This is a genomic window from Actinomadura sp. KC06 (genome assembly GCF_004348735.1).
In the GTDB taxonomy this organism is placed as follows: domain Bacteria; phylum Actinomycetota; class Actinomycetes; order Streptosporangiales; family Streptosporangiaceae; genus Spirillospora.
In genome coordinates, this window is the sequence record NZ_SMKT01000133.1 from 1 (window position 1) to 23,762 (window position 23,762).

Consider the following 23,762-nt stretch of genomic DNA (forward strand, 5'->3'; position numbering starts at 1 on the left):
ATCGTGAAAGTTGCCCAGACATTACGTATGTTGCTGATTGGCGCTATCTGTATATTTATTTTAGCTCTATAGGAGAGCTCAATAAGGTATTCGAGTTGTGCCCTCATCACCTCTTTTCCACCGACCTCTCGAAGGAGAACGGTCTCGTCCATGACGACCGTTACCGATGGCGCGGGGTCTCGTGTCAGTACTTCTTGGCGGCGCATCCTGTTCTTGACTGCGTCATCGTCGTTGAGCAGCACTCGCGCATAGGGCTCTATCTGGAACAGCCCATGAATCACTCTTTCTTCGTAAGCACGAAGCATGATCGCCGACTGCTCGGCCTTCGGGAAGTTGGCGAAGAACTCGGGGTACTTGTCGGACTTGATCGATTCTAGTAGCTCGTCCCAGGCTTCGACGAGGGTCGTGCCGGACTTGAGCGCCCTGTCGAGCCGCAGGGCGAAGTCTCGGCGGCAGCGCGTCCGGCCAGACTCGACCTGCGTGACGTAACTGCGGGTCACGTTGACCAGGTCAGCGAGCTTCTGCTGATTGAGACCGGCAGCTTTGCGGAGACGCCTCACCTCCGCTCCAAAGCTCAGCAGCTCGGTTGTGGTCCTTCTCTGCATGGACGTCAGTCCTTCCCATCCGGGTACCCGGCACGACAGCGTGTGTGAGCGTTTCGGTACTGCCTTGTCGCTGCCCTGAAATCGTACGTCTTTCTGTGGCTGGATGGTGGTCGTTCGATAACACAGGGTGATTACGGCGGGTACTTCCGGTTTGGCGGGTTGGCCCCGTTCGAGATCAGCCACCGTCCAAGCTGGAGGGAGATTCACCAATGCCCGCAGTGCTACTCGCACCCGAGTCGCCGCCGCTCGTCCTGGAACCGTCCGACCAGGCGCCCGCGAAAGCGCGGTGCTACCTCACCGAGCGGTTCCACGAGCTGGGGCACGACGACGACTTCGTCGGGCGGCTCGTGGTTACCGAGCTGGTGACCAACTCCTACAAGCACGTCGGTGTCGGGCGCATCGTCGTCCGCGTCTTCCCGGACGGGTGCAAGCCCCTCACCGTCATCGAGGTCGAGGACGAGGGCACCGCGCTCCCCGTCGTCCGGGACGAGGACGGCGACGCCGAGAGCGGGCGCGGCCTGCTGCTCATGACGCAGATGGTCCACGACTGGGGCGTCCGGCGGCTCGGAAAGGACGGCAAGATCGTATGGGCCCGCTGCGCCCGCTGAACGTCCAGGCGGGCCGCCACCTGCTGCGGTGGCGGACCCGTCTGGGGCGCGCCACGGCCATCCGCCACCTCGACCTGCTCGCCGAGACCATCACGCTCAAGGGCTACCGGTGCATCAAGCTCTACCAGGCCGAAGAGTTCCCCAAACGTCCCGCACTCCTATGGGTCCTCGCATTCGGGCCAGACCGACACGTCCGCGCCCCGGTGATCGTCCGCGCCACACCCGGCGGGAACTGGGCCTACTACGAGGCCGGACGCGGCAGACACGGCTACCTCTACCCCTGCGGCGACCCCGAACGCGCAGCCGACGAGGTGGACGGCCTCCTCAAACACCGCATGTTCCCCTCCACCTGGTAACCCGGCCGGAGATGCCCCACAGTCCCCGAGCCCCGGTACCGCAGGCCCCGTCCGGCGGCCACTGGAACCCGACCAGGCCCTCGACAATCTGCGCCACGCCGCCCCCGAGATTTGCATCTGGAATGGCACGTGGAGCGGTTCACTTTGGGCGTTGCGGACCATGAGGTCATCGTAAGGTCCGCCAACGCACCACGGCGGCAAGGTGATTGTTACTTGCGCAGGTCTGGCATTCGCCCTCCCCGTCGCAGGAACGGCACAAGACGAGGGTGACGTCCTCCCTGCGCAGCCCGGGCAATTCCCCACGGCGCAGGCCAAGGCAGAGCGCCAGGACGTACAGCGCGTACAGCCTTTTCGTTCTGGGCCACCTTGGGGACGTCCGCGGGCAGGCGGCCTATTCCGTCCGCTCCCGCCGCGCAGCCCACGCACGGCCGCCCTATTACCTGCCGACCCTGATGCCGGTGAGAAAGCCACCGATCGGTCACTCTAGGATCAGAACACTCTCATCTGGCGCGTAGAGCGTACTCGTGGACGGTGCAAGATAGAACCAGCCAGCCTGATTGCTGCAGTTCGGCACCCTTATGACCTTGATCGGTCTGCTGGTCTCGTTATTGATGATACCGACCTTGGTGTGGCCGGCCTGGGACGACAAGTTGTAACAGGCCCCCGCTGGAGGGTTCTCGACGGTGATCCGGTAACCGTTGCGTTGGTCGAAAGTCAGCTTGCCGGATGCGGCGCTTGCCGGGGCCGGTGCGGCGAAAGCTCCCACAACCACCAGAACTCCGACATTGATCGCGACTCGTCGCATCGCATCTCCTTACCCGGGAACAGTGACTCTTAGTGATCGGCCTTCAGTCGCTAAATCGCGAGTGTGCTGTCCGTTGCGTGACCGTGGTCACGTGACCTCGCGTTCAATAGCGTGACGGCGTTGTCAGTTAAATCATGCTCCTCAAGCGCCAGTCCTATGCCGGGCCGGCCTATCGTTACTGCGAAAACGGATACCCCTCGCCTGAACACCATCCGTCACCACGAGAATCTTGGAAGAGCCCTTCGAGCTACGGGCTCAACGCTGCGGCCTGACGACGCTTGAGAACCTCACGCTCCCAATCTGTTGAACGCGATGCCGTTCGTCAGCGAAGTGGACCCGCTCTGTACGCCGTCGATCTTCACCGTCTGCCCCGACACATGCTTGACGTAGATGCGCATGAGGAACTCACGGGTGCCGCATGCGGGGTCGATCGGTATGGCCGCGAGGGAGAAGTAGGTGACGTAGTGGTGGGCGTCGTCAGTGATCGTCTTCTGGGTGGCCTGCTGGTGGGTGCGGCAGGCGTGTGCGGTGGTGTCCAGTTGGATGAACTCGAACCGCAGGGCCACCACGGCGTTCGTGCCTCGGTCGTGGTTCTCCATCCGGTCGGCGCAGGAGGCGGTACCGCGAGGGCAGGTCGTCAGCATGAGGTTGGCCCGTGCTTCGACCGCTGTCGCCGCCGGGTGCGCCTGCCACTTGTACCGAGGTGTTCCGTCGCTGTAGAAGACCCAGGCCGAGGGGTCCGCCTCGCCGGCGCCGACGTAGGTACACGCGCCGTTGGTGTCGGCGCTCTCGCACGCCGGGTTCTGCCACCACCGCGCCCCGACCTGGTCCACGTCGCTCGTCTCGAGCCAGGTGCTGTTCCGGACGGCGGTGAGCCGGTAGTCGCTGCCGATGGTCGAGTAGGTCGACGCCACCAGGCTGCAGGTGTAGGTCCCCGCGGACGGCGCGGTGAACAGCAGATCGGCGTAGATCGGAAGGTGCCCCGGGATGGCGTACGAGGTGGTGTCGGACCCCTCGTGGTTGCGTGCGGACGCGGACTTGATGCCCACGGTCGCGCCCGAGGAGTTCACACACCGGATGGCGTTCGTCATACCGGTGATCGCCGTGGTGGAGCTGGTGGCTTCCAGACGGCCGCGAACGTGCCTGGACTCTCCCGCGTTCAGGGTCATGGTCCGGCTGACCAGCGCCACGGCGCCGTCGCGGGTGAAGCTCCGGTCCTGGAGGAGCAGCGTCCGCGTCACCGGGCCGCTGTCGGCCGCGGCCGGAGACTGCCACAGACATGCGAGCATCACCGTGAAGGTGACGAGCACGGAGAATCTTCTGGCCGCGGTGTGGGACACGGGCCGCGAGGGTCTTTCGGTCATGCCACCAGCTCTCTCGTACAGGTTCGAGGATTGCCGTGCGCCGGCGCCCGCCCCTGTCGCCGAGTATGCGGGCGCCGCGCACGGCTGTTCGCTCACGATTGGCAGCGTGGTGGGTCTACGGAGGGGTGGCGGACCCCATGCAGAGGTAGTCGTCGGGGAGGGCACCCAGGCCCGGGACGCCGATGTTACTGCTAAATCCGCCGGACACCAGAGTCCTCTCTCGCGTCCAGTTGGCGCCGCCCTGCCAGTGCCATATGTACCCGTTCACGGGCAGGTTGCTGTCGTACGAGTCGACGCCGAAGAACGTGTAATTGCCCAGGCGGTAACAGGCATTGGTGCTGCGTGTCAGAATGCGGTTGCCCTGAAAGCTGGTCTGGTCCCAGATGCACAGCGCGCCCGAAGGGCATGGGCCGTCCGCCTGCGCCGGGGCCGCCCCAGCGACGACGCCGCCCGCCGCGCAAGCGAGCACTGCCGCGACACTTGCGGTCTTTTGTTTCCACCTCATCGCCGGTCCTCCCTAAGTCCAGGCATCAGAACACTCTTCTTGACTGCGATGCGTCGGCACATTGCAACTCCCTCCGATTTGCCGCCATCAACGTTCAAGATGAATGATCACCCCAGAGAGGATCAAGCTCATTGACCACCATCGGCCAACTCGATTATTTCTAATAGGTCAATTTGCTGTCATCACGCACCTTAGCGGAGTACTTCCGCAGGGGCGCTATAGCCCTTAACCCTTCCAAATTCAAGGGCCTCCACCCAACCGGGCGCTCCACTTCGATTTGGAGGGAACACACCCAATTGGCCTATTCAGGCCACACAAAGATGTCTGACATGGGTGGTAACGCGATCAAACCAGTGAGGTCCTCAGCCGGCGCGGCCACATACGGACGCCGACCAGGTGGGTCCGCAGGGCCAACGGGTGGCGGCAGGGGGTTTTCGGGCGGTCTACAGAACCGATAGGAAAGGAGGTTACTTCGACCTCGCTGTGCACCCGGACGGTGTAGCATGCCAGGCCGACGGGCTCCGCGGCCGGTGCCTGCTGCGCGGCCGCCCCGGGGACCGGAACCGTCACGGGGACGAGAAGACGGTTCTCATCGAGAAGGAAGCATGAGCCTTAAGATCCTCAGCGTCGTCGGCGCGCGCCCGCAGCTGGTGAAGCTCGCTCCCATCGCGGCCGCGCTCGGGGCGGCGGGCCATCGGCACGTCATCGTGCACACCGGCCAGCACTACGACGCCGACCTTTCGGACGTGTTCTTCTCCGGCCTCGGCATCCCCGACCCGGACGTGCACCTCGGCGTGGGGTCCGGCAGCCACGGCGTCCAGACCGGCGCCGTCATGGCGGCCCTCGACCCGATCCTGGAGCGCGAGCGTCCTGACTGGGTCCTGGTGTACGGGGACACGAACTCGACGCTGGCGGGCGCGGTGTCCGCCGTGAAGCTGCACCTTCCGGTCGCGCACCTGGAGGCGGGGCTCCGCTCGTTCAACCGCCGCATGCCGGAGGAGCACAACCGCGTCCTCACCGACCACGCCGCCGACCTGCTGCTCGCCCCGACGGAGGAGGCGATGCGCCACCTCGCCGCCGAGGGGCTCGCGGAGCGGAGCGTCCGCACGGGCGACGTGATGGTGGACGTGTGCCTCCGGATCCGCGACACGGTCCTCGCCCGAACGGGCGGCGACCTTCCGGAGAGCCTTCCCGAGGGACTTCCGGACGGGATCGACCCCGAGCGGCCGTACCTGGTGGCCACCCTGCACCGGGCCGAGAACACCGACGACGCGGTCCGGCTCGGCTCGCTCGTCGACTCGCTCGCCGACCTCCCCGTCCAGGTCGCGCTGCTCGCCCACCCCCGGCTGGTCGCCCGTGCTGAGACGCACGGCATCAAGCTGGGGCGCGGGGCACTGCGTGTCGGACGTCCGCTGCCCTACGCGGGCATGGTCGCCGCCGTGCTCGGCTCGCAAGGCGTCATCACCGACTCCGGGGGTCTCCAGAAGGAGGCGTTCCTGCTCGAACGTCCGTGCACTACCCTGCGGACGGAGACGGAGTGGCCGGAGACCCTCGCCGGCGGATGGAACGAGCTGGTCGCCGACCCCGGTGCGCTCGGCCCCGTCCACTGGGCGGAAACCGCCACCCGACCGGCCCCGGACGTCCCGCGCGGCACCCCGTACGGTGACGGACGCGCGGCTGAGGCCGTCGCGGCGATCCTGGCCGAACGCGTGCGCCGGTAGGCCCCGGGACGTTCTCAGACCTCGGGTTCGAGGGTCCGCACCTGCCGGGTCGTCACGGTGAGGCCCGGGTGGCGGCGGGCCAGTCGCCAGGCGAACGGCACCGACGTGTCGTCGATCACGATGACGCGGCTGATCGTTGCCATGTCGATGCCGCGGTCGATGTAGCGTCGCGTGATCCGCATCAACAGCAGCGGCCGGACGTGCTTGTAGAAGGGCATGAACAGCCGCCGATGAACGATCCCCGACGCCCGGAGCTGCGCGCGGTCGAGGAACGCGCCGGCGCGGCCGAGCCGCTTCAGCGGCCACACGAGCGCCCGGGGCGCCCTACTGACGATCGTGTGCTCCAGCCACGGCAGCGGGTGCCTGGCCTCGGCCTGGTCGAGCAGGTGCAGCCGCGCCCGCTCGTCCAGCCGCCACCAGCCCTGCGATTCGGCGGTCACGACATCGACCTCGGCACCCTCCTTGTCCAGGTAATGCCTGGCCAGCCCGGCGACCCTCTTGAAATTGCGCTTGTGGCTCCTGGGGTCCAGGACCAGGATCAGCACGCGCGGGGACGGCCCACCGTTCACGTCTTCGCCTCCCAGCTCGGTCATCCGGCGTCGGCGCCCCTGCGGGGGGCCAGTTCGGTCAGCCTCCGCACCAGCGGCTCCAGCGACACGGTTCGCTCGAAGCGCGCCGCGTAGTCGCACGCCTCGGCGATCTGCCGCTGGTCGAGGCCCGCCGCCGCCTTCGCGGCCTCGACCATCGACCGGGCGATGGCCTCCGGTTCGAGCCCGCCCGGGTTGAACCACAGCGGGTAGTCCCGGAGGACCTCCTCGGCCGCCGACCCCGGCGCGTGGACCGACACGATCGGCCGTCCCGCCGCCATGTACTCGAAGATCTTCCCGGAGGTGACGTAGCGCGCGCCTCCCGCGAGGAACACCAGCACGTCGGAGTTCCGGTACACCTCTTGCAGCTCGGTCTTGGACACCGGCCCGCAGTAATGCACCCCCGGCGCCAGATCCTGCTCGGCCTGTTCGCTCTGCTGGTCCTGCTGGTCGCGCTGGTCCTGCTGATCCTGTTGGACCCGCTCGGTCTGCCGCCGCCCCTGCTCGGCCTCTTCGATCCGCTCGGCCTGCCCGTTCTGCTCATTCTGCTCGGTGTCGGCCTCGTCGTCGGACGCGGGCGCGAGCCGTTCGAGGAGTTTGCTGTCGGCTCCCTTGAAGAACCCGAGATACCCGTGCAGGTCGAGCCCGGCGCCGGCCAGATCGGGATGCTCGCGGGCGCGGGCGAATCCGTCGATCATCGCTTCGATGGGCTGCTTGCCGGTCAGCGTGCCGACGTAGGAGAAACGGGGGCGGCGCTCCTCCCGCCCGTTGCGGATCTTCGCGGGCGGCTCGACCGCGCCGGCGAGCGTGTCGGAGTCCCAGCCGTTCGGGACGACCAGCATCCGGTCCGCCACCCGCGGATAGCGCTCGGCGTGCCAGGACCGCAGCGCCTCGTTGACGAAGACGACATTGGACGCCCGCTTCAGCACCCGCCGTTCCCAGGAAAAGGCCGGGTGGCCATCCTCGAACGCGGGTTCCTCACTGAAAAGGTCGAGGGTCCAGGCGTCGCGGTTGTCGAGAATGTAGGGCGTCCGGGTCAGCCGGTTGAAAAGCCAGGCCGCCGCGAACGACGCGAACGGATTCCCCGTCGCCAGCACGACGTCGAACCTCTCACGCGCGTGCATGCGCAGCGCCTGCCGGACGCTCGCACGGGCCCAAGACGCGTAGTTCTCGGGAAAGACGTGCTTCTGCCCGAAGTTGTAGACCCACTGGGCGAAGTGCGGGAACGTCCCGCGGAATCTGCTGAAGTCGCGCAGGTTCCGCTGCCACACGAACTGGTTCAGGTTCGGACGCACCACGGTGATCCGCGGGTCGACCGAGTCCAGGAGCTTCTCGTCGAACGAGCCGATGGCGTCGCGCAGGAACGGCAGCGGCGCGGCGAAGACGGTGACGTCCCAGCCCTTCTCGACCAGCAGATTGGCCGTCGCCCGGGGGCGGTAGACGCCGCTGGCCCGGGAAGGCGGGAAATAGAAGGCGAGATACAGCAGGCGCGGACGGCGTTTGCCCATGCGTTTCATCCTTTGACGTGGCCGGCCGAGGTCAGTTCGTGAGCAGCGGTATAGGCGATCCGGGCGCCCGCTCCGGCGAAGACGTCCCGCAGCTCGGACGCGGTCACCATCGACTCCGCGTCGCCGACGACGACGAGGTCGGGCGACTTCGGGCTCAGCACATGGCGCTCGACGATGCGCCTTTGGACCTCCGTCAGGTTCCGCTGGTAGAAGCGGGCCAGCCGCCGGTGGATCGGGCGGGCGACGCGGCGCCGATGAAAGGACTGCACCCGCGCCCCGAAACCGCGCAGCGGGCCGGGCGTGCAAACGCGGATCAAGCCCAGCGGTATCCGGTCCAGCAGAAGCCGCGGAACAGCGGGCCTGTAGCCGCGCAGCAGTTTGGAGAAGTCGACCATGTCGGCGCCTTCCGGCAGCGGATCGTTCCGCCATTTCGCCGGTTTGCGCACGAGCACCGTCGCCGCCCCGCCCGCGGCGATGACCTGTTCGGCCTCGGCGACGATCACGTGCTTGCGTGTGGCGCCGAGAGCGAGAAAAAGGACGTTCACTTCTCCCCTCCCCCGTTCACATCCCCTTCTCCGTCCTCACTCGTCTCCGGGAACCAGTGGCGGTAATGCGCCTCGGCCACCGTGCCGTAGCCGAACCGCTCCTCCAGCACCCGCCTGCCCGCGGGCAGGTCGAGCTCGTCCGGGAACCGGCCGCGCAGCCGGCGGTAGCCCTCGACGATCGACTCCGCGTCCTCCTCCACGTCGATCATCTCCCCGACCAGGCGTTCTATGCCTGCCAGGGTGCGCTCGGGCCCGCCGCAGCGGGTGACGAGCACCGGCATGCCGGCCGCGACCGCCTCGATGACCGAGACGCCGAACGTCTCCCAGCGCGCCGTGTGGACGAGGAGGTCGTGCTCGCGCATGAGCCGGGTGGACTCGTCCGGGGCGACCGCGCCGAGGAACGACACCGCGTCCTGGACTTGGAGCTCGGCGGCCCGCTCCTCGAGCTGTCCGGCCAGCGGCCCCTCCCCGACCAGCGTCAGCGTCAGCTCGGGATCTTCGGCGTGGCATTTGGCGAACGCCTCGAGCAGCCAGCCGACGCCCTTGCGCTCGATGAGGTTCCCCACGTACAGCCAGCGGCGCAGCTCGGTGACCGGCTCGGGCCGGGTCAGGTCGAAGGAGATCGGGTTGGAGATCACGTCGATCTTGTGCGCGAGGGCGGGGAAGGCCTCGGCGAGCTGCTCCCGCAGGGCGTCGGTCACCGCGAGGAAGCGGGTGCAACGGTCCAGGACCTGCTCGTACAGCTCCCGTGAGTCCGGCTGTTCGAGGACCTGATGGAGGTAGGAGGCGTGCTCGGTGACGAACACCTTCGCGTCCGGGCGGGCGTTCTCCAGCGCCGTCCAGCCGCCCCGCAGCCCGACGTGCGCGTGCACCACCGGCGCCGGGATCGGCTCGCCGTTCAGCGCCTCGCCGAGCCACTTCGCGTGTTCGCGGGCCTGCTCGGCGAAGGTGCGCCCCCGCATCAGGATCGGGACGCGCAGCAGCCGTGCGCCCGCGACCGTCGGGACGTGGTCCAGCGCGACGGGCATGAGGCTCCGGTGGGCCGCTTCGGCCGCGGCCGACTCCTCCGGCGCCATTCTCAGCGGCCAGCCGTCGGTGTGGTAGAGGGTGACCCTGTCGCAGCCGGGCGCGGTCGCCGCGACCATCGCCTGGACGAAGGCCCCGGCGAACTTCTGCTGGGGGGTGGGGTACCAGGGCGTGAGGACGGCCACGTCCCTGTCTTCGGTCTTGTTCATCATCACCTAGGGGTTCTTGAGCCGCGTGTAGACGCCGTCCAGGATTTCTGCCTGCGCCTCCCACGTCCATGAACGGAGCAGGTCGGGCCGCTCGTCGTACACGGCGCGGTACCGCTTCGGGTCGTCCAGCACCGCCTCGACGGCGCGCACGTAGTCGTCCTCGTCCTCGGCCCGGAACACCTCGCCCTGCCCGGTGGACCGGACCGTCTCGCTCATCGCCTTGACGTCGCTGACGACGATCGGCAGCCGCGCGTGCGAGTACTCGAAGAACTTCGTGATCAGCGCGATCTCGTGGTTCGGCCAGTGGTGGATCGGGACGACGCCGAGGTCGGCCGCCGACAGGAACGGGACGACCTGGTCGAACGGGACGTACGGCAGGATGTGCACCCGGTCCCGGACGCCCAGCTCGTCGGCCAGCTTGTGCAGCCGCTTCACGTCGCCGCCCTGGGGCACGGGGACGACGAAGCCGACGTGCAGCCCGGGAAGCCGCGGCAGCGAACTGACCATGATGTCCACGCCGCGCTGCGGTCCGGCGCCGCCGCTGTAGACGGCGATCGGGGTGTCCTCGTCGATGCCGCACAGCTCTCGCAGGTCGGGGACGGGGCCGGTGGTGGTCATGTCCTCGACGACGGGGGCGTTGAGCACGACGCCCGGCTTCTCCTTGAGGCCGTGGTTCTCGACCAGCAGTTCGCCCAGGGCCTCCGAGACGGTCACGACCGCGTCCGCCGCCCCCGCGTACTCGCGCTCGTACGCGCAGACCGCCGGATGCCAGCGCGGATCGTTGTGCCAGGGGCGGGTGCCCGGGAGGAACTCGTGGGCGTCCCACACGAGCTTCACCGGGCGTCCCTTGGCGCGGGCCCGCCGCGCGGCACGCGCGCCGACGCCGAGCATCCGGAAGTCGTTGGCGTGGATGATGTCCGGTTCGAGGCCGTCGATGACCTTCCCGTACGCGGTGTCCCAGTCCCACAGGCCGCGGTCGAGGACGCGCCAGGCCCGGTGGCCGAGCAGCTTCTGCCAGAACGCGAGCGTGAGACGCTCCACCGGCGAGTTCGGGTCCTTCCGCGCCTTGACCAGGGAATCCGTCTGGCGCGCTCGCAGCGCGACCCAACGCTGCTGGCCCTTCGCCGTGACGCGCCGTGCCGTCAGCCACGCCTTCCCCGCCGGCCCGTCGAAACCGGGCGCGAGGCGGCTCGCGGCGATGTCGGCCCGCCGGGACTGGGCGAGCCGCCGCCGGTACGCCGCGACGTCCGGGTGCGCGTACGCGAGCGGACGGCGGACCATCGACCGCAGCGCCCGGTACCGCGCCGTGCCGAGGACGTTCACCCTCGGGACGAGGAGCACCTCGGCGGCGCCGAGCGTCCAGCGGATCTTCTTCTTGCCCGTGGTGCAGCCGATGAGGTGCACCTCCCAGCCCGCGGCGGCGATCGACGTCGCCGCCTTCTGCACCCGCGAATCCCTCTCGACGCCGTTGTCGACGAGCATGACGACGCGGCCGCGCGACTCCGCGGCGCGGTCACCGCCGGGGCCGCCCCCCTGAAGGCCGCTCTCGTCTTCGGTCTGCATTCGGTCTTCTCCATTCGGTTCAGACGAGGTCATCCGGGATCGAGGCCGGTCGGGCGCGGGGCCCGGCTCACCGTGGCGGGCCGGCGCCCTGGTCCGGGGCGCCGATGACGACGCGGTGGACGCCCGTCCAGCGGGCGGGGTCGGTGATGCGGCGGCCGTCGACCAGGGCCTTGACGCCGGGGAGGTCGTCGGCGCCCAGGTCGCGGTAGGCGGCGTGGTCGGCCTGGACGATCGCGGCCGTCACCGGCTCGCCACGGTGCGGCGGCAGGTCGAGGGTCTCCAGTTCCTCCGCCGTGTACATCGGGTCGGACACGTACGGGACGGCCCCGCGCTTCCGCAGCGCCTCCACGGTCGGGAAGACGCCGGAGAACGCCGTCTCCTTGACCCCGCCCCGGTACGCGGCGCCCAGCACCAGGACCCCGGCGCCGGTGAGGTCGCCGTAGGCGTCCGCGAGGAGGCCGACGGCGTACTCGGGCATGGCCAGGTTGGCGTCGCGGGCGGCGCGGACGACGGTCGCGTCCGGGTCGTTCCACAGGTACATCCGCGGATAGACGGGGATGCAGTGGCCGCCGACCGCGATGCCCGGCTGGTGGATGTGGCTGTACGGCTGCGTGTTGCAGGCCTCGATCACCTTGGTGACGTCCACCCCGACGGTGTCGGCGTAGCGGGCGAACTGGTTGGCGAGGCCGATGTTGACGTCCCGGTAGGTCGTCTCGGCGAGCTTGGCCAGCTCGGCGGCCTCGGCGGAGCCGAGGTCCCAGACGCCGTTGGGACGGTCGAGGTCGGGCCGGTCGTCGAAGTCGAGGACCTGCTCGTAGAACTCCACGCCGTGCCGGGCGGACGCGTCGTCGATGCCGCCGACGAGCTTCGGGTAGCGGCGCAGGTCGGCGAACACGCGGCCCGTCAGGACGCGTTCCGGGCTGAACACCAGGTGGAAGTCGCTTCCCGCGGTCAGGCCCGACCCCTCCGCCAGCATCGGCGCCCAGCGGCCCCGGGTGGTGCCGACCGGCAGCGTCGTCTCGTAGCTGACCAGGGTTCCCGGACGGAGGCCCGCCGCGATCGACCGGGTCGCCGCGTCCATCCAGCCGAAGTCGGGGGTGCCGGCCTCGTCCACGAACAGCGGCACGACCACGACGACCGCGTCGGACTCGGCGACGGCCGCCGCCGTGTCGGTCGTCGCGGTCAGCAGCCCGGCCTGGACCGCCTCGGCGAGGTGGACGCCGAGGTCCGCCTCGCCGGGGAACGGCTCGCGGCCGGCGTTCACGTCGGCGACGACGCGTTCGTTCACGTCGGCGCCGGTCACCCGGTGGCCCTTGCGGGCGAACTGCACCGCGAGCGGGAGACCGATCTTGCCGAGCGCGACCACGCAGATCCGCATGTGCTACTTACCTCCAGGGGACGTGGCGCCTCTAAGGAGCAGGACGCGCCGGAGCCGCCTGACGACGGCCCGGAACGGAAAGGACGGGCGGGTCTCGATCGCCGTGGTGCCCCGCCCGTCGCCGCGCACCGACAGACGGTAGGGCCTGATCCGGTGCCAGACGAGCGATTTGCACGGGCCGGGCAGTGCGGCCGGCACGGCGACGTCGTATGTTTCACCGGACGCACGGACGATCAGCCTCAACGTGCGCTTGGCCGTGCCGGACGCGAACAGCAGCTTCTTCGGCATCCGCACGGTCAGCGTCAGGCCGTCGCCGGAGATGGCGCGGTCGAGTTCCGCGCCGGACGCCTCGTCCAGGCGGACGCGCCCGTCGCGGCCGCGGACGGCGAACGCGAGGTGCACGACCTTCGGGTCGTCGGCGTCGGGGCCGTTGATCGGGGTCCGGACGGTGATCTCCAGGAGGTCGTCCGCGCGCCGCGCGCCGACCGCCCGCACCTCGGTGATGAGCCGCCTGCGCAGCCCTTTGGTGATCTCGTACAGGTCGTCGGGCAGGCCGACGTCGGCGTCCTCGAAACCTTCGTAGGCGTAGTAGGCGCGGCCGTTCTTGAGCGTGACGGCGAAGGTCTGCTCCGCCGCGTCGGCTTTGATGGCCTCGCAGAGGCGGTCGACATCGCCGCGCTGCGCCAGGCGGAGACGAACACGCCGCGCGATGGGCAGCAGGGCCAGGACGTCGTCGGGCACGTACTGGTCGACGATGGCGCCGACCCGCGCGCACACGTCGCGGCGGGCGTCGTCGTCCAGTTCGAGGAGGCCCTCGCGGATCGGCTTCGTCAGCTCCCATTTGGTGTGCCGGTGGACGATCGCGTCCCGTCCGGGGCCCGGCTCCAGGAGCCCGGCGACGAACTCGAAGAGGCGCTCGGCGCACTCCAGGCGGGTGTAGACCTCGACGGCGCCCTGCGTGATGTTGCCGCCGTCGTCGCGGAGCATCGCGTAGTAGCAGGTGTAGTCGGCCAGGACCGAGATCCGCTCGGCGCGGACGCACGCCTCGATGGTGAACGGCTGGTCGCTGCCGATCGGCATGTCCTCGGGGAAGCGGAGCTTGTGCCGCTCCACCAGGTCACGGCGGAACAGCTTGCAGTTGGACAGCAGCCACGGGAGCGGCGAGTCGAACAGGTCGACGTCGACGCGGTTCTCGGCGAACAGGTCCTGCTTGACCTCGCGCCCGTTGACGCCCTTCATCTTGCCGACGAGGACGTCCGAGCCCCATCCGTCGGCGGCCTCGACCATCCGTTCCAGCGCTTCGCGGCCGAGGTGGTCGTCGGCGCCGACGAAGTACACGTAGCGGCCCTGGGCGACGTCCAGGGCGCGGTTGCTGGGTGCCGCGGGGCCGCCCGAGTTCGGCTGGCGCAGCACCTTCACGATGTCCGGGTGTTCCTCGGCGAACCGGTCGAGCTCGGCTCCGCTGCCGTCGGTGGAGCCGTCGTCGACCGCGACGACCTCCATGCGGCCGGCGCCGATGCTCTGCTTCACCAGCGAGTTCAGGCAGTCGGTGAGGTACGGCATCGTGTTGTAGACGGCGACGACGACCGTGACGTCCACGGTGCTTTCGCCGCCCCCCTGGTCAGACGGCACCTAGCACCCCCGAACTCGGGAGCGTGACCGTCTCGCCCAGTCTCGCCGACTCCAGCACGGCCGCCGAGACCTCGACCGTCCGCAGGCCCTGCCGCAGGGTCACGATGTCCCCGCTGCCCGCGATGAAGGCGTCGCGGAACCGTTCGTGCTCCACCAGCAGCGGCTCCCGCTTCGGGATCGCGTACCGGATCATGTCGCCTTCCGAGACGCCGCGGAACGCCCGCAGCGCCTCCCATTCGGTGCTCAGCTCCCCGTTGGCGTAGAACGTCAGGTCGGCGGTGAGGGTGTCGGCGACGAAGCAGCCGCGCTCACCGGTGACGACCGTCGTGCGCTCCTTGAGCGGGCTGAGCCAGTTCACCAGGTGGTTGACCATGCTGCCGTCGGTCAGGCGTCCGACGGCGGAGACCATGTCCTCGTGCGGACGGCCGCTGCGCGCCACCGTGTGCGCGCACACCGACACGTAGTCCTGGCCGGTCACCCACGCGGTCAGGTCGATGTCGTGGGTGGCGAGGTCCTTGACGACGCCGACGTCCGCGATGCGGTGCGGGAACGGCCCCTGGCGGCGGGTGACGACCTGGAACACGTCGCCGAGCTCGCCCGCCTCCAGCCGCTTCCGCATGCTCTGCAGCGCCGGGTTGTAGCGCTCGATGTGCCCGACGCCCGCGACGAGGCCGCGCGACTCGAACGACTTCACCAGCCGCTCCGCCGCCTCCACCGAATCGGCGAGCGGCTTCTCGATCAGCGCGCCGACGCCGGCGTCCGCCAGCTCCAGCCCCATCTCCTCGTGCAGCGCGGTCGGGCACGCCACCACCGCGTAGTCGATGCCGAGGGCGAGGAGGTCCGCGAGGGACTCCAGCATCGGGACGCCGTGCGGCGCGCCGTCCGGCTGCCCCGCCGGGTCGACGACGCCGACGAGGTCGACGCCGTCCAGGCTCGCCAGGACGCGCGCGTGGTTGCGTCCCATCACGCCGAGCCCGATCAGGCCCGCGCGCAGCGGCGCGCTCACGACGCGCCCCCCGCTTCGTTGACGGCGTCGGCGACGCGGGCCAGGTCGTCCTCGCTGAGCGTCGGGTGCACCGGCAGCGACAGCACTTCGCGTGCCGCCCGCTCTGTCTCGGGCAGGTCCCAGCGCGGGTCGGGGCTCCCGTCCTTCAGGAAGGGCCTCAGCCTGTGGACGGGCGTCGGGTAGTAGACGGCGTTGCCGATCTTCCGCTCGTCCAGGTGCCGCTGGACGGCGTCCCGGTCCCCGCTCACCCGGACCGTGTACTGGTGGTAGACGTGCTTCGCGCCCTCCGCGACCGGCGGCGTGACCGCGGCGGTGATCTTCGCGTCGAGGAACGCGGCGTTCGCGCGGCGCTGCTCCGTCCACCCGGCGAGCCGCTTGAGCTGCTCGCGCCCGACGGCCGCGGCGACGTCGGTGAGCCGCATGTTGGCGCCGACGATCTCGTTGGCGTACCGCTGCTCCATGCCCTGGTTGCGCAGCAGCCGCAGCGTCCGCGCCGTCTCCGCGTCCGCGGTGGTGATCATGCCGCCTTCCAGGGCGTGCATGTTCTTCGTCGGGTAGAAGCTGAAGCAGCCGACCGTGCCCAGCGCCCCGGCCGGGATCCCGTCGATTGACGCGGCGTGGGCCTGGGCGGCGTCCTCGACGATCGCGAGCCCGTGCCGCTCCGCGAGCGGGCCGATGCGGTCCATGGCCGCCGGGTGCCCGTACAGGTGCACCGGCATGATCGCGGCCGTGCGCGGGCCGACGGCGGCGGCGACGGCGTCCGGGTCGAGGCAGAACGAGCGCGGGTCGATGTCGGCGAAGACCGGCTCGGCGCCCACCAGGCGCACCGCGTTGGCGGTGGCCGCGAACGTGAAGGACGGGACGATGACCTCGTCACCTGGTCCAATGTCGAGCGCGAGCAGGCTCAGGTGCAGGGCCGACGTCCCCGAGTTGACCGCCACGCAGTGCCGTCCCGCCACGATCTCGGAGAACTCCTCCTCGAACGCGGCGACCTCCGGCCCCTGGACGACCCGTCCGCTGCGCAGCACGCGCACCGCGGCCTCGATCTCCGCCTCCCCGATCACGGGGCTCGCCGCGGGGACGAGCCCTTCAGATTCCACGGGCATGCACAGACTCCTTAGGGCATAACGGTGAGCGGGCGGCTTCCTGCGGGAAAACGGAGCGCAACAAGATGCTCACAATTGGCGGAAGCCTCGCCTAACAGGCAGATTCTAGCCAAGTAAGACCGTTGCGAGGACGTAGTCGATCATATGGGGCCCCATGCCCGCGCTGCGGGAACGTCGAACACTGTCCAGATTCACGGCAGGTATCAGATTGGCGACGGGACGGCGAGCACGCGGTAAAGCCGGTTTAGTGGGTTTGCAAGCTCCAGTCCTACACCCGGGGGCCGGCCGCCGTGCGAACACTGAGGTTCATGGGCCGCGCGTTGATAGCGGCGTCGCTGTCGGTCGCCGCGGGGGTGGCGGTCAATCAGATTCTCAACAACGGGAAGCTGAGCTGGAGCTGGGGCTACCTGGCGCTGATGTTCACCGTCCTAGGCGCCCTGGCACAAGCGGCCTCGCAGGCGGTGCCGCAGCCCGTCCCGCCTCCGGCTGAGAATCCAGCACCCGGGCGGCGGCCGTGGAGGGCACGTCATGCGTACTTACGGCGGATGCGTTCGTCCGTCGACCAGATGGAGACCATCGGTCTGGTCACCCAAGCGGAATTCGTGCTGCGGACCCGGCAGGTCTACGTCGACGTGAAGCTCCAGCCCAAGCCGGTGACCGACACGGTCACCGATTCCGGCATCGGCTCCGGCCCGCCCGGCAGGGACACCGGCCCGCCCGCCGCCGGACGGCGGGACTCGCTCGCGTCCTTCCTGACCGCTGGCCGCGTCCTCGCGGTACTGGGCGCGGCGGGGTCCGGTAAGACGACGCTGGCCCGCTACACCGCACTGGAACTGGCCGAACAGCGGTGGTGGCGCCGCGGGCCGCTTCCGGTCCTGCTGTACCTGCGCGACCATGTCGAGGCGATCCAGTCCGGGCAGCCGGAGAACCTGGCGCGGATCGCGGCGGACGCCCCGTGGCTGGGCAACACGGTCCCGGCCGAGTGGCTGGAGCGGCGCCTCGCGCGGGGCCAGTGCGTGGTCTTGCTGGACGGCCTGGACGAGGTCGCCGACACCGCGCAACGCAGCCGCGTGGTGCGGTGGGTGGAGGAGCAGATAAGCCGCTATCCGGGCAACGCCTTCGTGGTCACGTCCCGTCCGCTGGGCTACGACGCGAACCGGCTGACGCGCGCCGACGTCCTGCAGGTGCAGCGGTTCACCAGCGGGCAGATCCGCGCCTTCCTGCACGCCTGGTACCGGGCCATCGAGCACCGTTCCCGGGACGGCGCCGCCGAAGAGATCGACCGGATCGCGGCCCAGGCCGCCGACGACCTGTTCCATCGGATCGGCGATCGTCCCTCCCTCTACGACCTGGCCGCGAACCCGCTGCTGCTCACCATGATCGCCAACGTGCACCGGTACCGCGGCAGCCTGCCCGGCAGCCGGGCCGCCCTCTACGAGGAGGTGTGCCAGGTCCTGCTGCACCGCCGCCAGGAGGCGAAGAACCTCCCCGACCACGAGCTGGAGAGCCTGAGCGGCGAGCGGAAGGAACGCATCGTCCAGGAACTGGCATGGCACATGATGCGCAACCACCTGCGCGACATCCCCATCGAGCAGGCGGCGCGCGCGATCCGGCCGGTGCTGCAACGCACCGCCCCCGACGTCACCCCGGAGGCGTTCCTCACCCGCGTCAGGCGCAGCGGCCTGCTGCTTGAGCATCAGCACGGGCGGTACGGCTTCGCCCACCTCACCTTGCAGGAGTACCTGGCGGCCGCGCTCGTCCCAGGGCACGCGTCCCGGCGCCAGGTCCTGATGGACAACGTCAGTGACGCCTGGTGGCGAGAGACCACCCTCCTTTGGGCCGCGCGCGCGGACGCCAGCCCGGTCGTCGAGGCGTGCCTGGCCGCCCGTACCGTCACCGCGCTCCATCTGGCCTACGCCTGCGCGAGCGAGGCCCGCGAACTCGATCCCCCGCTCCGGGCCGAACTCGACCGGCTTCTCACCGTCACCCCCAGCGACCCCGACGAGATCCGCCTGCTGGACGGCGTCGCCGCCGCCCGCGCCCTCCAGGACACCTACACCATCGATGACAACGGCACGCTGATCTGCGCCCGGCCCGTCCCCGACGACCTCTGGCACCGCTATGCCCGCGACACCGACGTCCCGGCCATTACCGGCAATCCGTTGTCAGCGGATATCGAGAAGTTCCTCCTCTGGCTCAACTACCTGTTCAGCGACGGCGCCAACCACCGGCTGCCCACGCCCACGGAAGCCCGTCAGGCTCTCGACAGCGGCCGGTACTCAGGAGCGGCACCGATCCTGTACGCCGACGGTGACGACCAATTCCGTGGCCCGCAGTTCATCCTCGGCGAGTCGGCGCGTCATCCCTTTGAGCCCACCCAAGGCCAGATCGCCGGCTACCCGACCCTGATCCTCGACCACCTCCAGCTGGTGCTCAGGCTCCTCGTCCCGCGCTCCGACGTTCCGTTCTCTCACCTCCTGGCCTACGCGGCTCCCCGTGATAGCGGCAATCTCTTCCATCAGCTCCTGTACTTCATCGACGTCGCCTACGAACTCACCTGCGCTCTTTCGCAATACCGCTGCCTCGTCCGCGAGCGCGCATTAGGTCACAGCCATGTCTTCAACTGGAATCCCGCACATTCAGTGGAGTCGGCCCGGGAACTGGCCACTGATCTCCATCGGGCCCGCGGCTTCCCCGACCCTTCCATCGAGAGCGCCCTCTCCGCGGTGGTCGATCTTGTTCGCGAGGTCGACTCCGCCGGCCTCCCCGCCGATGTCCCCGTCCTGAACCAAGCCCTCAGCCAGGCGATAGCCGTCGTCCTCGACCAGGCCACCACGGTGCACTTGCCCCCTTGGGCGAGCCGCTCCCTCCGCCTCTTGCTCGACAGAACCAGCGAACTCGTCCTCGCATTCACCCGTGATATCAGCGGCACCCAGGACACTGACCACGATCCCGACCACATCGACGCGCTCGGCGAACTGCTCCGCGACCTCCTGGCCCAGGACGCCGACGCCCACGGCCTCCACCTCCAGTTCGCCTTCGACCTCGCCCGGAAAGACGACTTCGGATTCCTCCTCCGCAGCTTTTCCGCTGCCGACATCGCCCGTGGCGCTCTCACCGACGCCCTGTACCGCGAATCGCGCGTCTGCCCCACCGCAAGGGGTTACGCCACCGCGCTCCGGCACACCCGGATCGAGTCCGCCGCCCAGGCGAGCGCCGTGGACGCCGCACGGGCCATGAGCCGCGGCGCCGACCTCGCGTGCGACCTGGCCTTCGCCCGCGCCGCCGCGTGGTCGGTCGGGACGGACGTCGTGATGGGTTTGGGCATGGCCTGCAACCAGCTCGCGCGTCATTTCGCCGAGCCCTCGGCTGAGAATCGGGTGACCCCCGTGTACCGGAGAGGAGAAGTGATCGCGTCGTTCGGACGTTTCCAGGACCATCTGAACACCGCCGCCTTCTCGTCGCCTGCCGACGATCCGATCAGGGCGTTGACTCTCGCGGGAGAACTTTCGCAGTCCAGTTCTCGTGGCTCGGACGTCTTGATTTCGAGCGCGCTGGAATTCGTCCGTCCGCTTTCGGTCAGGAGCCGTCCGATCCGGCAGAGCGATCTTGTGTCGGCGGTCACCTGTCTCCTGGCGGTGCTGACTCTCGAAGAGACGACCTCCCACCCGGAGACGTCGCAACTGCTTCGCAGCACGGTAAGCGCACTAATCGCGCTGACACCCGACACAGGCGGCCGATCAGAGCGGGCACAACTCGTCCTGGTACGGAACTGACGCACCGCCCGGGCGTGGAGTTCGGGAAGGTACGTAGTTGGCAGCGGGACGTGATGGCGAGTTTACGGAGACGGGCGTCGACGGTTCGGAACTGCGGATGAGGCGGGCCGCGATCCCCTTGGTGGTGCCCCCGGTGCGACGAGGCGGGCGAAGCGCGACACCTAGCACGTTGGGTGATCGGATCGCCACACTTGGTGATGAACAGGACCATCATCGGCCGGTTCGAGCACGGCCCCGGCCTGCCGCGTCAGGAAGGAACCAACGCCATGCCCGCTCCCCGTATCGGCTTCGGCAGCACCCCGCCCGGACAGGGCTGGGAGATCTATTACGACAACATCTACATCGACGTCGACACCTCTTCGGCCGAGTTCACCGGCACTCCCATCTACATCGCCTCGCTAGGCGGCGATGGCACCATGTGGGACTACCTCAGCGCCAGCGCCATCTACACCCCGACACCCACCGGCTTCCGCGTCTACCTGCAGCACCACAAGAGCGATCAGCGCGTTGAGCCCTCGCACGCCCAGCAATACAACTTCCACATCAACTGGATCGGCGTCGAAAACCCCTGACCTTCCCGAAACCCTCCACCGGGGCTATGACAGCACCGGCTGCACCACTCGCAGATGAAGTACCTGCCCGAGCACACCTCGGAGGTCGTTCGGGCAGGTACTTCCGCAGTCATGGGGATTGCAGCCAGAATTCGCGGAGGTCGTAGAAGACGGCTTCCTGGTCGAAATGGGTCATCTGCTCGTCGCGCCAGGCTTTGTAGTCCGGCGGCATCTCCGTGCGCTCGCCCTCACGGGCGGCCTCCCATGAGGTGAAGTAGGCCACGCCGGTGCAGGAGCCGTCGGGGTGGACGCAGAACATGCCGCCGATCATGTCGGGCCGCAGCCGCGCCAGCGTCCGCTGGGCCTCCTCGGGCACGAACGGACGCACCGCCTCCCGGTCGCGGACGTGCGTCTGCAGGATCTGGACGAAGCCCGCCTCGTCCGAGCCGCCCCGTCCGAACGTCTCCACGTCGGTGGTCTCCTCGACGGTGACCTCGCCCTCGAACAGGTCGCTGACCTCGTCCCACCACTGTCCCTGCTGGCGCCGCCGGTCGTTGCGGTGGGCCGCGCGCGGAGAGTCGAAGCGCATCAGGTTGAAGTAGACGCCGTCGTCGGTCACCCCGCCGGTGCTGCCCAGCCACCCCCGGGCGCCGGGAGCGACCTCCCGGTACCAGCGGTCGGAGGCTTCGCGCAGGCTCGCCGCGTCGTGCGTCCGGCCCTTGACGACCTGGATACACGTCTTGCGCTGGCCGAACACCCTTCCTACGCTACCGACCGCGTCGCAAACCCGACGTCATTCCCTGTTGAAGATCCCACCGAGATGCCAGGGCGAGACCCCAGGTCAGACGGGGTATCGGGTGGCCTCGTCGACCTCCGTGCTGCTCGGATCGGCGATCACCTGGGGCTTGGGCGGGACCTCATGCCCGGCCACCGTGTCTTCCAGCCGGGTGTGCGGGGGAAGGGTTCGCCACCGGTCCGCCGCGTGCTCGTGGTCCCGCTCGCCATCGCTCATACAGCCATAATGCGGCCACCGGCGGCATTATGGACACCCCGAGGGCCATCTCGGTCGTCCTCTGGTGCGCCCGAAGCCCCTGGCGGACGACGGCGGGTCTGGCTCGACCGCCCTCAGCCTGATCAATACCGGCCAAGAATGATCTTTCCGGCGGCCGCGCCCGCCTTGCATTGAACCGGAGCGTCCTGCTTTTCGTGACCATTAACAAAGTCACAGATGACGAGGGAAGGTCGATCAATGAAGGGTCGAAGGCGCGCCCTAGTTTGCTTACTGAGCGTAGTCGTAATGACACTGCCGCTCGTCCAATCATCCGCCTCGGCGGAAACGGATGGTGAAGAGCCAAGTCGCCGCAACGCGCTGTACGTGCTGCATCTGTTCTCCAACGACATCGCAACTTTCACGCTCGATCCGACAACGGGGCGTCCCACCCCGGTCGGCGACCTCGTGGCGACGGGCACCATGCCGCGCGGTTTCGTGTTCACACCTGACGGACGCAGGGCCTACACGGCCAACGGCGGCGACGACACGATCTCCGGATATGACGTCGACGAGCGCGGCGAACTCAGCCCGCTGGGCGAGCCGACCCCAGTCGACGGACAGGTACCTTTCGGCATCGCCATAGCCCCGAACGGCAAGACGCTCTACACCGCCAATCTTGAATCCGGCACGGTGTCAGCCCTGGCGATCGACGCGAACGGAAAGCCCCACCTCATCGGCAAACCGGTGCCCACAGGAGCGCCCCAACCGCGAACCGTTTCGGCCTCGGCGGACGGACGTTTCGTCTTCGTCAGCCACGGCCTCCCCGCCAAGGGACGCGCGGACGTCATGGTCGTATTCGCCGTCCAGCCCGACGGCGGCCTGAAGCGCACCCTGGCACCGCCGGTCCCGGTCGGCTCCGGCGGAAACGGATCCGACATCACGCCGGACGGCCGTTTCATCTACGTCGCGAGCACCGGATCGGACGTCGTGTACGGCTTCCGCATCGCCAATGACGGGAGCCTTTCGTCCGTCCCCGGCTCTCCATTCCCCACCGCCGTCTTCCCCGAGGACGCGGCGGTCACGCCCGACGGCCGGCACCTCTACGTCACGAGCCCGAACCACGACACCACCGTCACCCGAAACGTGACCGCCTTCTCGATAGGACGTGACGGCGCGCTGCGACCCGTTCCGGGATCGCCATTCGAATCGGCCGGGGCGTCCGTGGGAATCACCCCCAGCCGCGACGGCCGGAGACTCTACGTGGGCAATTTCGAGACCCACGACCTGGCCGCCTTCGACATCGGGAAGACCGGCGTGCTCCGCCAGCTCGCGGGCTCACCGTTCCCGACCGGCGGCCGCAACCCCACGTTCCAGGGCGTCTCCGTCCCACCCAACCAGGGGCCGAAGGCGGCCTTCCAGACCAAGGTGTCCGACCGCACCGTCCGCTTCGACGGCACCGGGTCCGCCGACCCCGACGGCACGATCGCCCGCTACGACTGGACGTTCGGCGACGGCGCCGCACTCCAGGACGGCGGCCCGACCCCGACCCACGTCTACCGGCGTCCCGGCACCTACCAGGCCACCCTCACCGTCACCGACGACGAGGGATGCGGCACCACCCTGATCTTCACCGGCCAGACGCCCCACTGCACCGGCTCCCCCGCCGCCCGCGCAACCAGAACCATCATCGTCCAATAGGCCCAGTGACCTACGAGGCCTCTAATTCGTGAGGCGTCGTTCGTAATCGGCGGCGCGGGCTTCCCGCTGAGCGTGGCGCTCGCGCCGACCTGGTCGCGTCGCGAGGCCGAGCGCACCTCTGGGAAATGGCGCGTCCCCCTGACGTCCGCTGAGCGTCAGGGGGACGCGGGGCGCGGCCCCGTCCCGGGAGGTACGGGGGCGGGGCCGCGGGCCGCGCGGGGC

The 23,762-nt window shown here is 69.0% G+C and carries 21 protein-coding genes; 6 read left to right on the plus strand and 15 right to left on the minus strand.

All coding sequences use genetic code 11. The features are described 5' to 3' along the window. Window positions 1-605 (minus strand): helix-turn-helix transcriptional regulator (locus E1287_RS31750; RefSeq protein WP_131968964.1); only part of this gene is annotated, 605 nt, incomplete at its 3' end. 209 nt (window positions 606-814) lie between these two features. Between E1287_RS31750 and E1287_RS31755 the strand changes: the two genes are divergently transcribed. After that, complete coding sequence (locus E1287_RS31755) at window positions 815-1,213, plus strand: ATP-binding protein (protein WP_131968965.1); 399 nt, start codon at window positions 815-817, stop codon at window positions 1,211-1,213. Next, window positions 1,192-1,569: a hypothetical protein gene (locus tag E1287_RS31760; RefSeq protein ID WP_131968966.1), complete on the plus strand. Its 378-nt coding sequence runs from the start codon at window positions 1,192-1,194 to the stop codon at window positions 1,567-1,569. Before E1287_RS31755 ends, E1287_RS31760 begins: the two co-directional genes overlap by 22 nt. Before the next feature lie 478 nt (window positions 1,570-2,047). Here the strand turns inward: E1287_RS31760 and E1287_RS31770 are convergent, their stop codons facing one another. The 3 genes from E1287_RS31770 to E1287_RS31780 form a co-directional block, all read right to left on the minus strand. Beyond that, window positions 2,048-2,374, minus strand: a complete 327-nt coding sequence (locus tag E1287_RS31770; RefSeq protein ID WP_131968968.1) for a hypothetical protein — start codon at window positions 2,372-2,374, stop codon at window positions 2,048-2,050. A gap of 287 nt (window positions 2,375-2,661) precedes the next feature. Next, entirely contained in the window at window positions 2,662-3,738 is a 1,077-nt protein-coding gene (locus tag E1287_RS31775) for a hypothetical protein (RefSeq protein WP_207934584.1), read from the minus strand. Window positions 3,739-3,853: 115 nt separating this feature from the next. Next, window positions 3,854-4,243: a peptidase inhibitor family I36 protein gene (locus tag E1287_RS31780; RefSeq protein WP_131968969.1), complete on the minus strand. Its 390-nt coding sequence runs from the start codon at window positions 4,241-4,243 to the stop codon at window positions 3,854-3,856. Window positions 4,244-4,848: 605 nt separating this feature from the next. On the opposite strand from E1287_RS31780, the gene wecB reads away from it, so the two are divergent. Continuing rightward, the gene (gene wecB, locus E1287_RS31785) at window positions 4,849-5,964 is read left to right on the plus strand and encodes a UDP-N-acetylglucosamine 2-epimerase (non-hydrolyzing) (RefSeq protein WP_131968970.1); all 1,116 of its coding nucleotides are present in this window, start codon (window positions 4,849-4,851) and stop codon (window positions 5,962-5,964) included. 14 nt (window positions 5,965-5,978) lie between these two features. On the opposite strand, the gene E1287_RS31790 is transcribed toward wecB, so the two are convergent. The 9 genes from E1287_RS31790 to E1287_RS31830 form a co-directional block, all read right to left on the minus strand. Beyond that, a complete protein-coding gene (locus E1287_RS31790; protein ID WP_131968971.1) occupies window positions 5,979-6,557 on the minus strand; it encodes a hypothetical protein in 579 nt (192 codons plus the stop codon). Continuing rightward, window positions 6,554-8,059, minus strand: coding sequence for a glycosyltransferase (locus E1287_RS45035; RefSeq protein WP_207934585.1), 1,506 nt, complete (start codon window positions 8,057-8,059; stop codon window positions 6,554-6,556). The genes E1287_RS31790 and E1287_RS45035 overlap by 4 nt, the downstream gene beginning before the upstream one ends. Window positions 8,060-8,064: 5 nt before the next feature. Beyond that, window positions 8,065-8,562, minus strand: coding sequence for a hypothetical protein (locus E1287_RS31800; protein ID WP_131968972.1), 498 nt, complete (start codon window positions 8,560-8,562; stop codon window positions 8,065-8,067). A gap of 38 nt (window positions 8,563-8,600) precedes the next feature. Then, window positions 8,601-9,842 carry a glycosyltransferase family 4 protein gene (locus E1287_RS31805; protein WP_243719568.1) on the minus strand — a complete coding sequence of 414 codons (1,242 nt, stop codon included), beginning with the start codon at window positions 9,840-9,842 and terminating at the stop codon, window positions 8,601-8,603. A 3-nt stretch (window positions 9,843-9,845) separates the two neighbouring features. After that, window positions 9,846-11,402, minus strand: coding sequence for a glycosyltransferase family 4 protein (locus tag E1287_RS31810; protein ID WP_207934587.1), 1,557 nt, complete (start codon window positions 11,400-11,402; stop codon window positions 9,846-9,848). A gap of 67 nt (window positions 11,403-11,469) precedes the next feature. Then, window positions 11,470-12,780, minus strand: coding sequence for a nucleotide sugar dehydrogenase (locus E1287_RS31815; RefSeq protein ID WP_131968973.1), 1,311 nt, complete (start codon window positions 12,778-12,780; stop codon window positions 11,470-11,472). Between the two features lie 3 nt (window positions 12,781-12,783). Further along, window positions 12,784-14,412 (minus strand): glycosyltransferase, encoded by a 1,629-nt coding sequence (locus E1287_RS31820; RefSeq protein ID WP_131968974.1) that lies wholly within the window; start codon window positions 14,410-14,412, stop codon window positions 12,784-12,786. Beyond that, window positions 14,402-15,418 carry a Gfo/Idh/MocA family oxidoreductase gene (locus E1287_RS31825; protein ID WP_131968975.1) on the minus strand — a complete coding sequence of 339 codons (1,017 nt, stop codon included), beginning with the start codon at window positions 15,416-15,418 and terminating at the stop codon, window positions 14,402-14,404. The genes E1287_RS31820 and E1287_RS31825 overlap by 11 nt, the downstream gene beginning before the upstream one ends. Beyond that, window positions 15,415-16,524, minus strand: a complete 1,110-nt coding sequence (locus E1287_RS31830; RefSeq protein WP_131968976.1) for a DegT/DnrJ/EryC1/StrS family aminotransferase — start codon at window positions 16,522-16,524, stop codon at window positions 15,415-15,417. The genes E1287_RS31825 and E1287_RS31830 overlap by 4 nt, the downstream gene beginning before the upstream one ends. Window positions 16,525-16,832: 308 nt before the next feature. Here E1287_RS31830 and E1287_RS31835 point away from each other — a divergent pair, with 308 nt between their 5' ends. Together E1287_RS31835 and E1287_RS31840 are read left to right on the plus strand one after the other, a co-directional pair. Beyond that, a complete protein-coding gene (locus tag E1287_RS31835) occupies window positions 16,833-20,300 on the plus strand; it encodes an NACHT domain-containing protein (protein ID WP_131968977.1) in 3,468 nt (1,155 codons plus the stop codon). A 197-nt stretch (window positions 20,301-20,497) separates the two neighbouring features. Beyond that, complete coding sequence (locus tag E1287_RS31840) at window positions 20,498-20,872, plus strand: hypothetical protein (protein ID WP_131968978.1); 375 nt, start codon at window positions 20,498-20,500, stop codon at window positions 20,870-20,872. Window positions 20,873-20,981: 109 nt separating this feature from the next. Here E1287_RS31840 and E1287_RS31845 read toward each other — a convergent pair whose 3' ends face one another. Together E1287_RS31845 and E1287_RS44095 are read right to left on the minus strand one after the other, a co-directional pair. Next, window positions 20,982-21,608, minus strand: a complete 627-nt coding sequence (locus E1287_RS31845) for a hypothetical protein (protein WP_131968979.1) — start codon at window positions 21,606-21,608, stop codon at window positions 20,982-20,984. A gap of 84 nt (window positions 21,609-21,692) precedes the next feature. Beyond that, a complete protein-coding gene (locus tag E1287_RS44095; protein WP_165969287.1) occupies window positions 21,693-21,863 on the minus strand; it encodes a hypothetical protein in 171 nt (56 codons plus the stop codon). A 285-nt stretch (window positions 21,864-22,148) separates the two neighbouring features. Here E1287_RS44095 and E1287_RS31850 point away from each other — a divergent pair, with 285 nt between their 5' ends. After that, complete coding sequence (locus E1287_RS31850) at window positions 22,149-23,540, plus strand: beta-propeller fold lactonase family protein (RefSeq protein WP_165969288.1); 1,392 nt, start codon at window positions 22,149-22,151, stop codon at window positions 23,538-23,540. Window positions 23,541-23,762 lie beyond the last annotated feature (222 nt).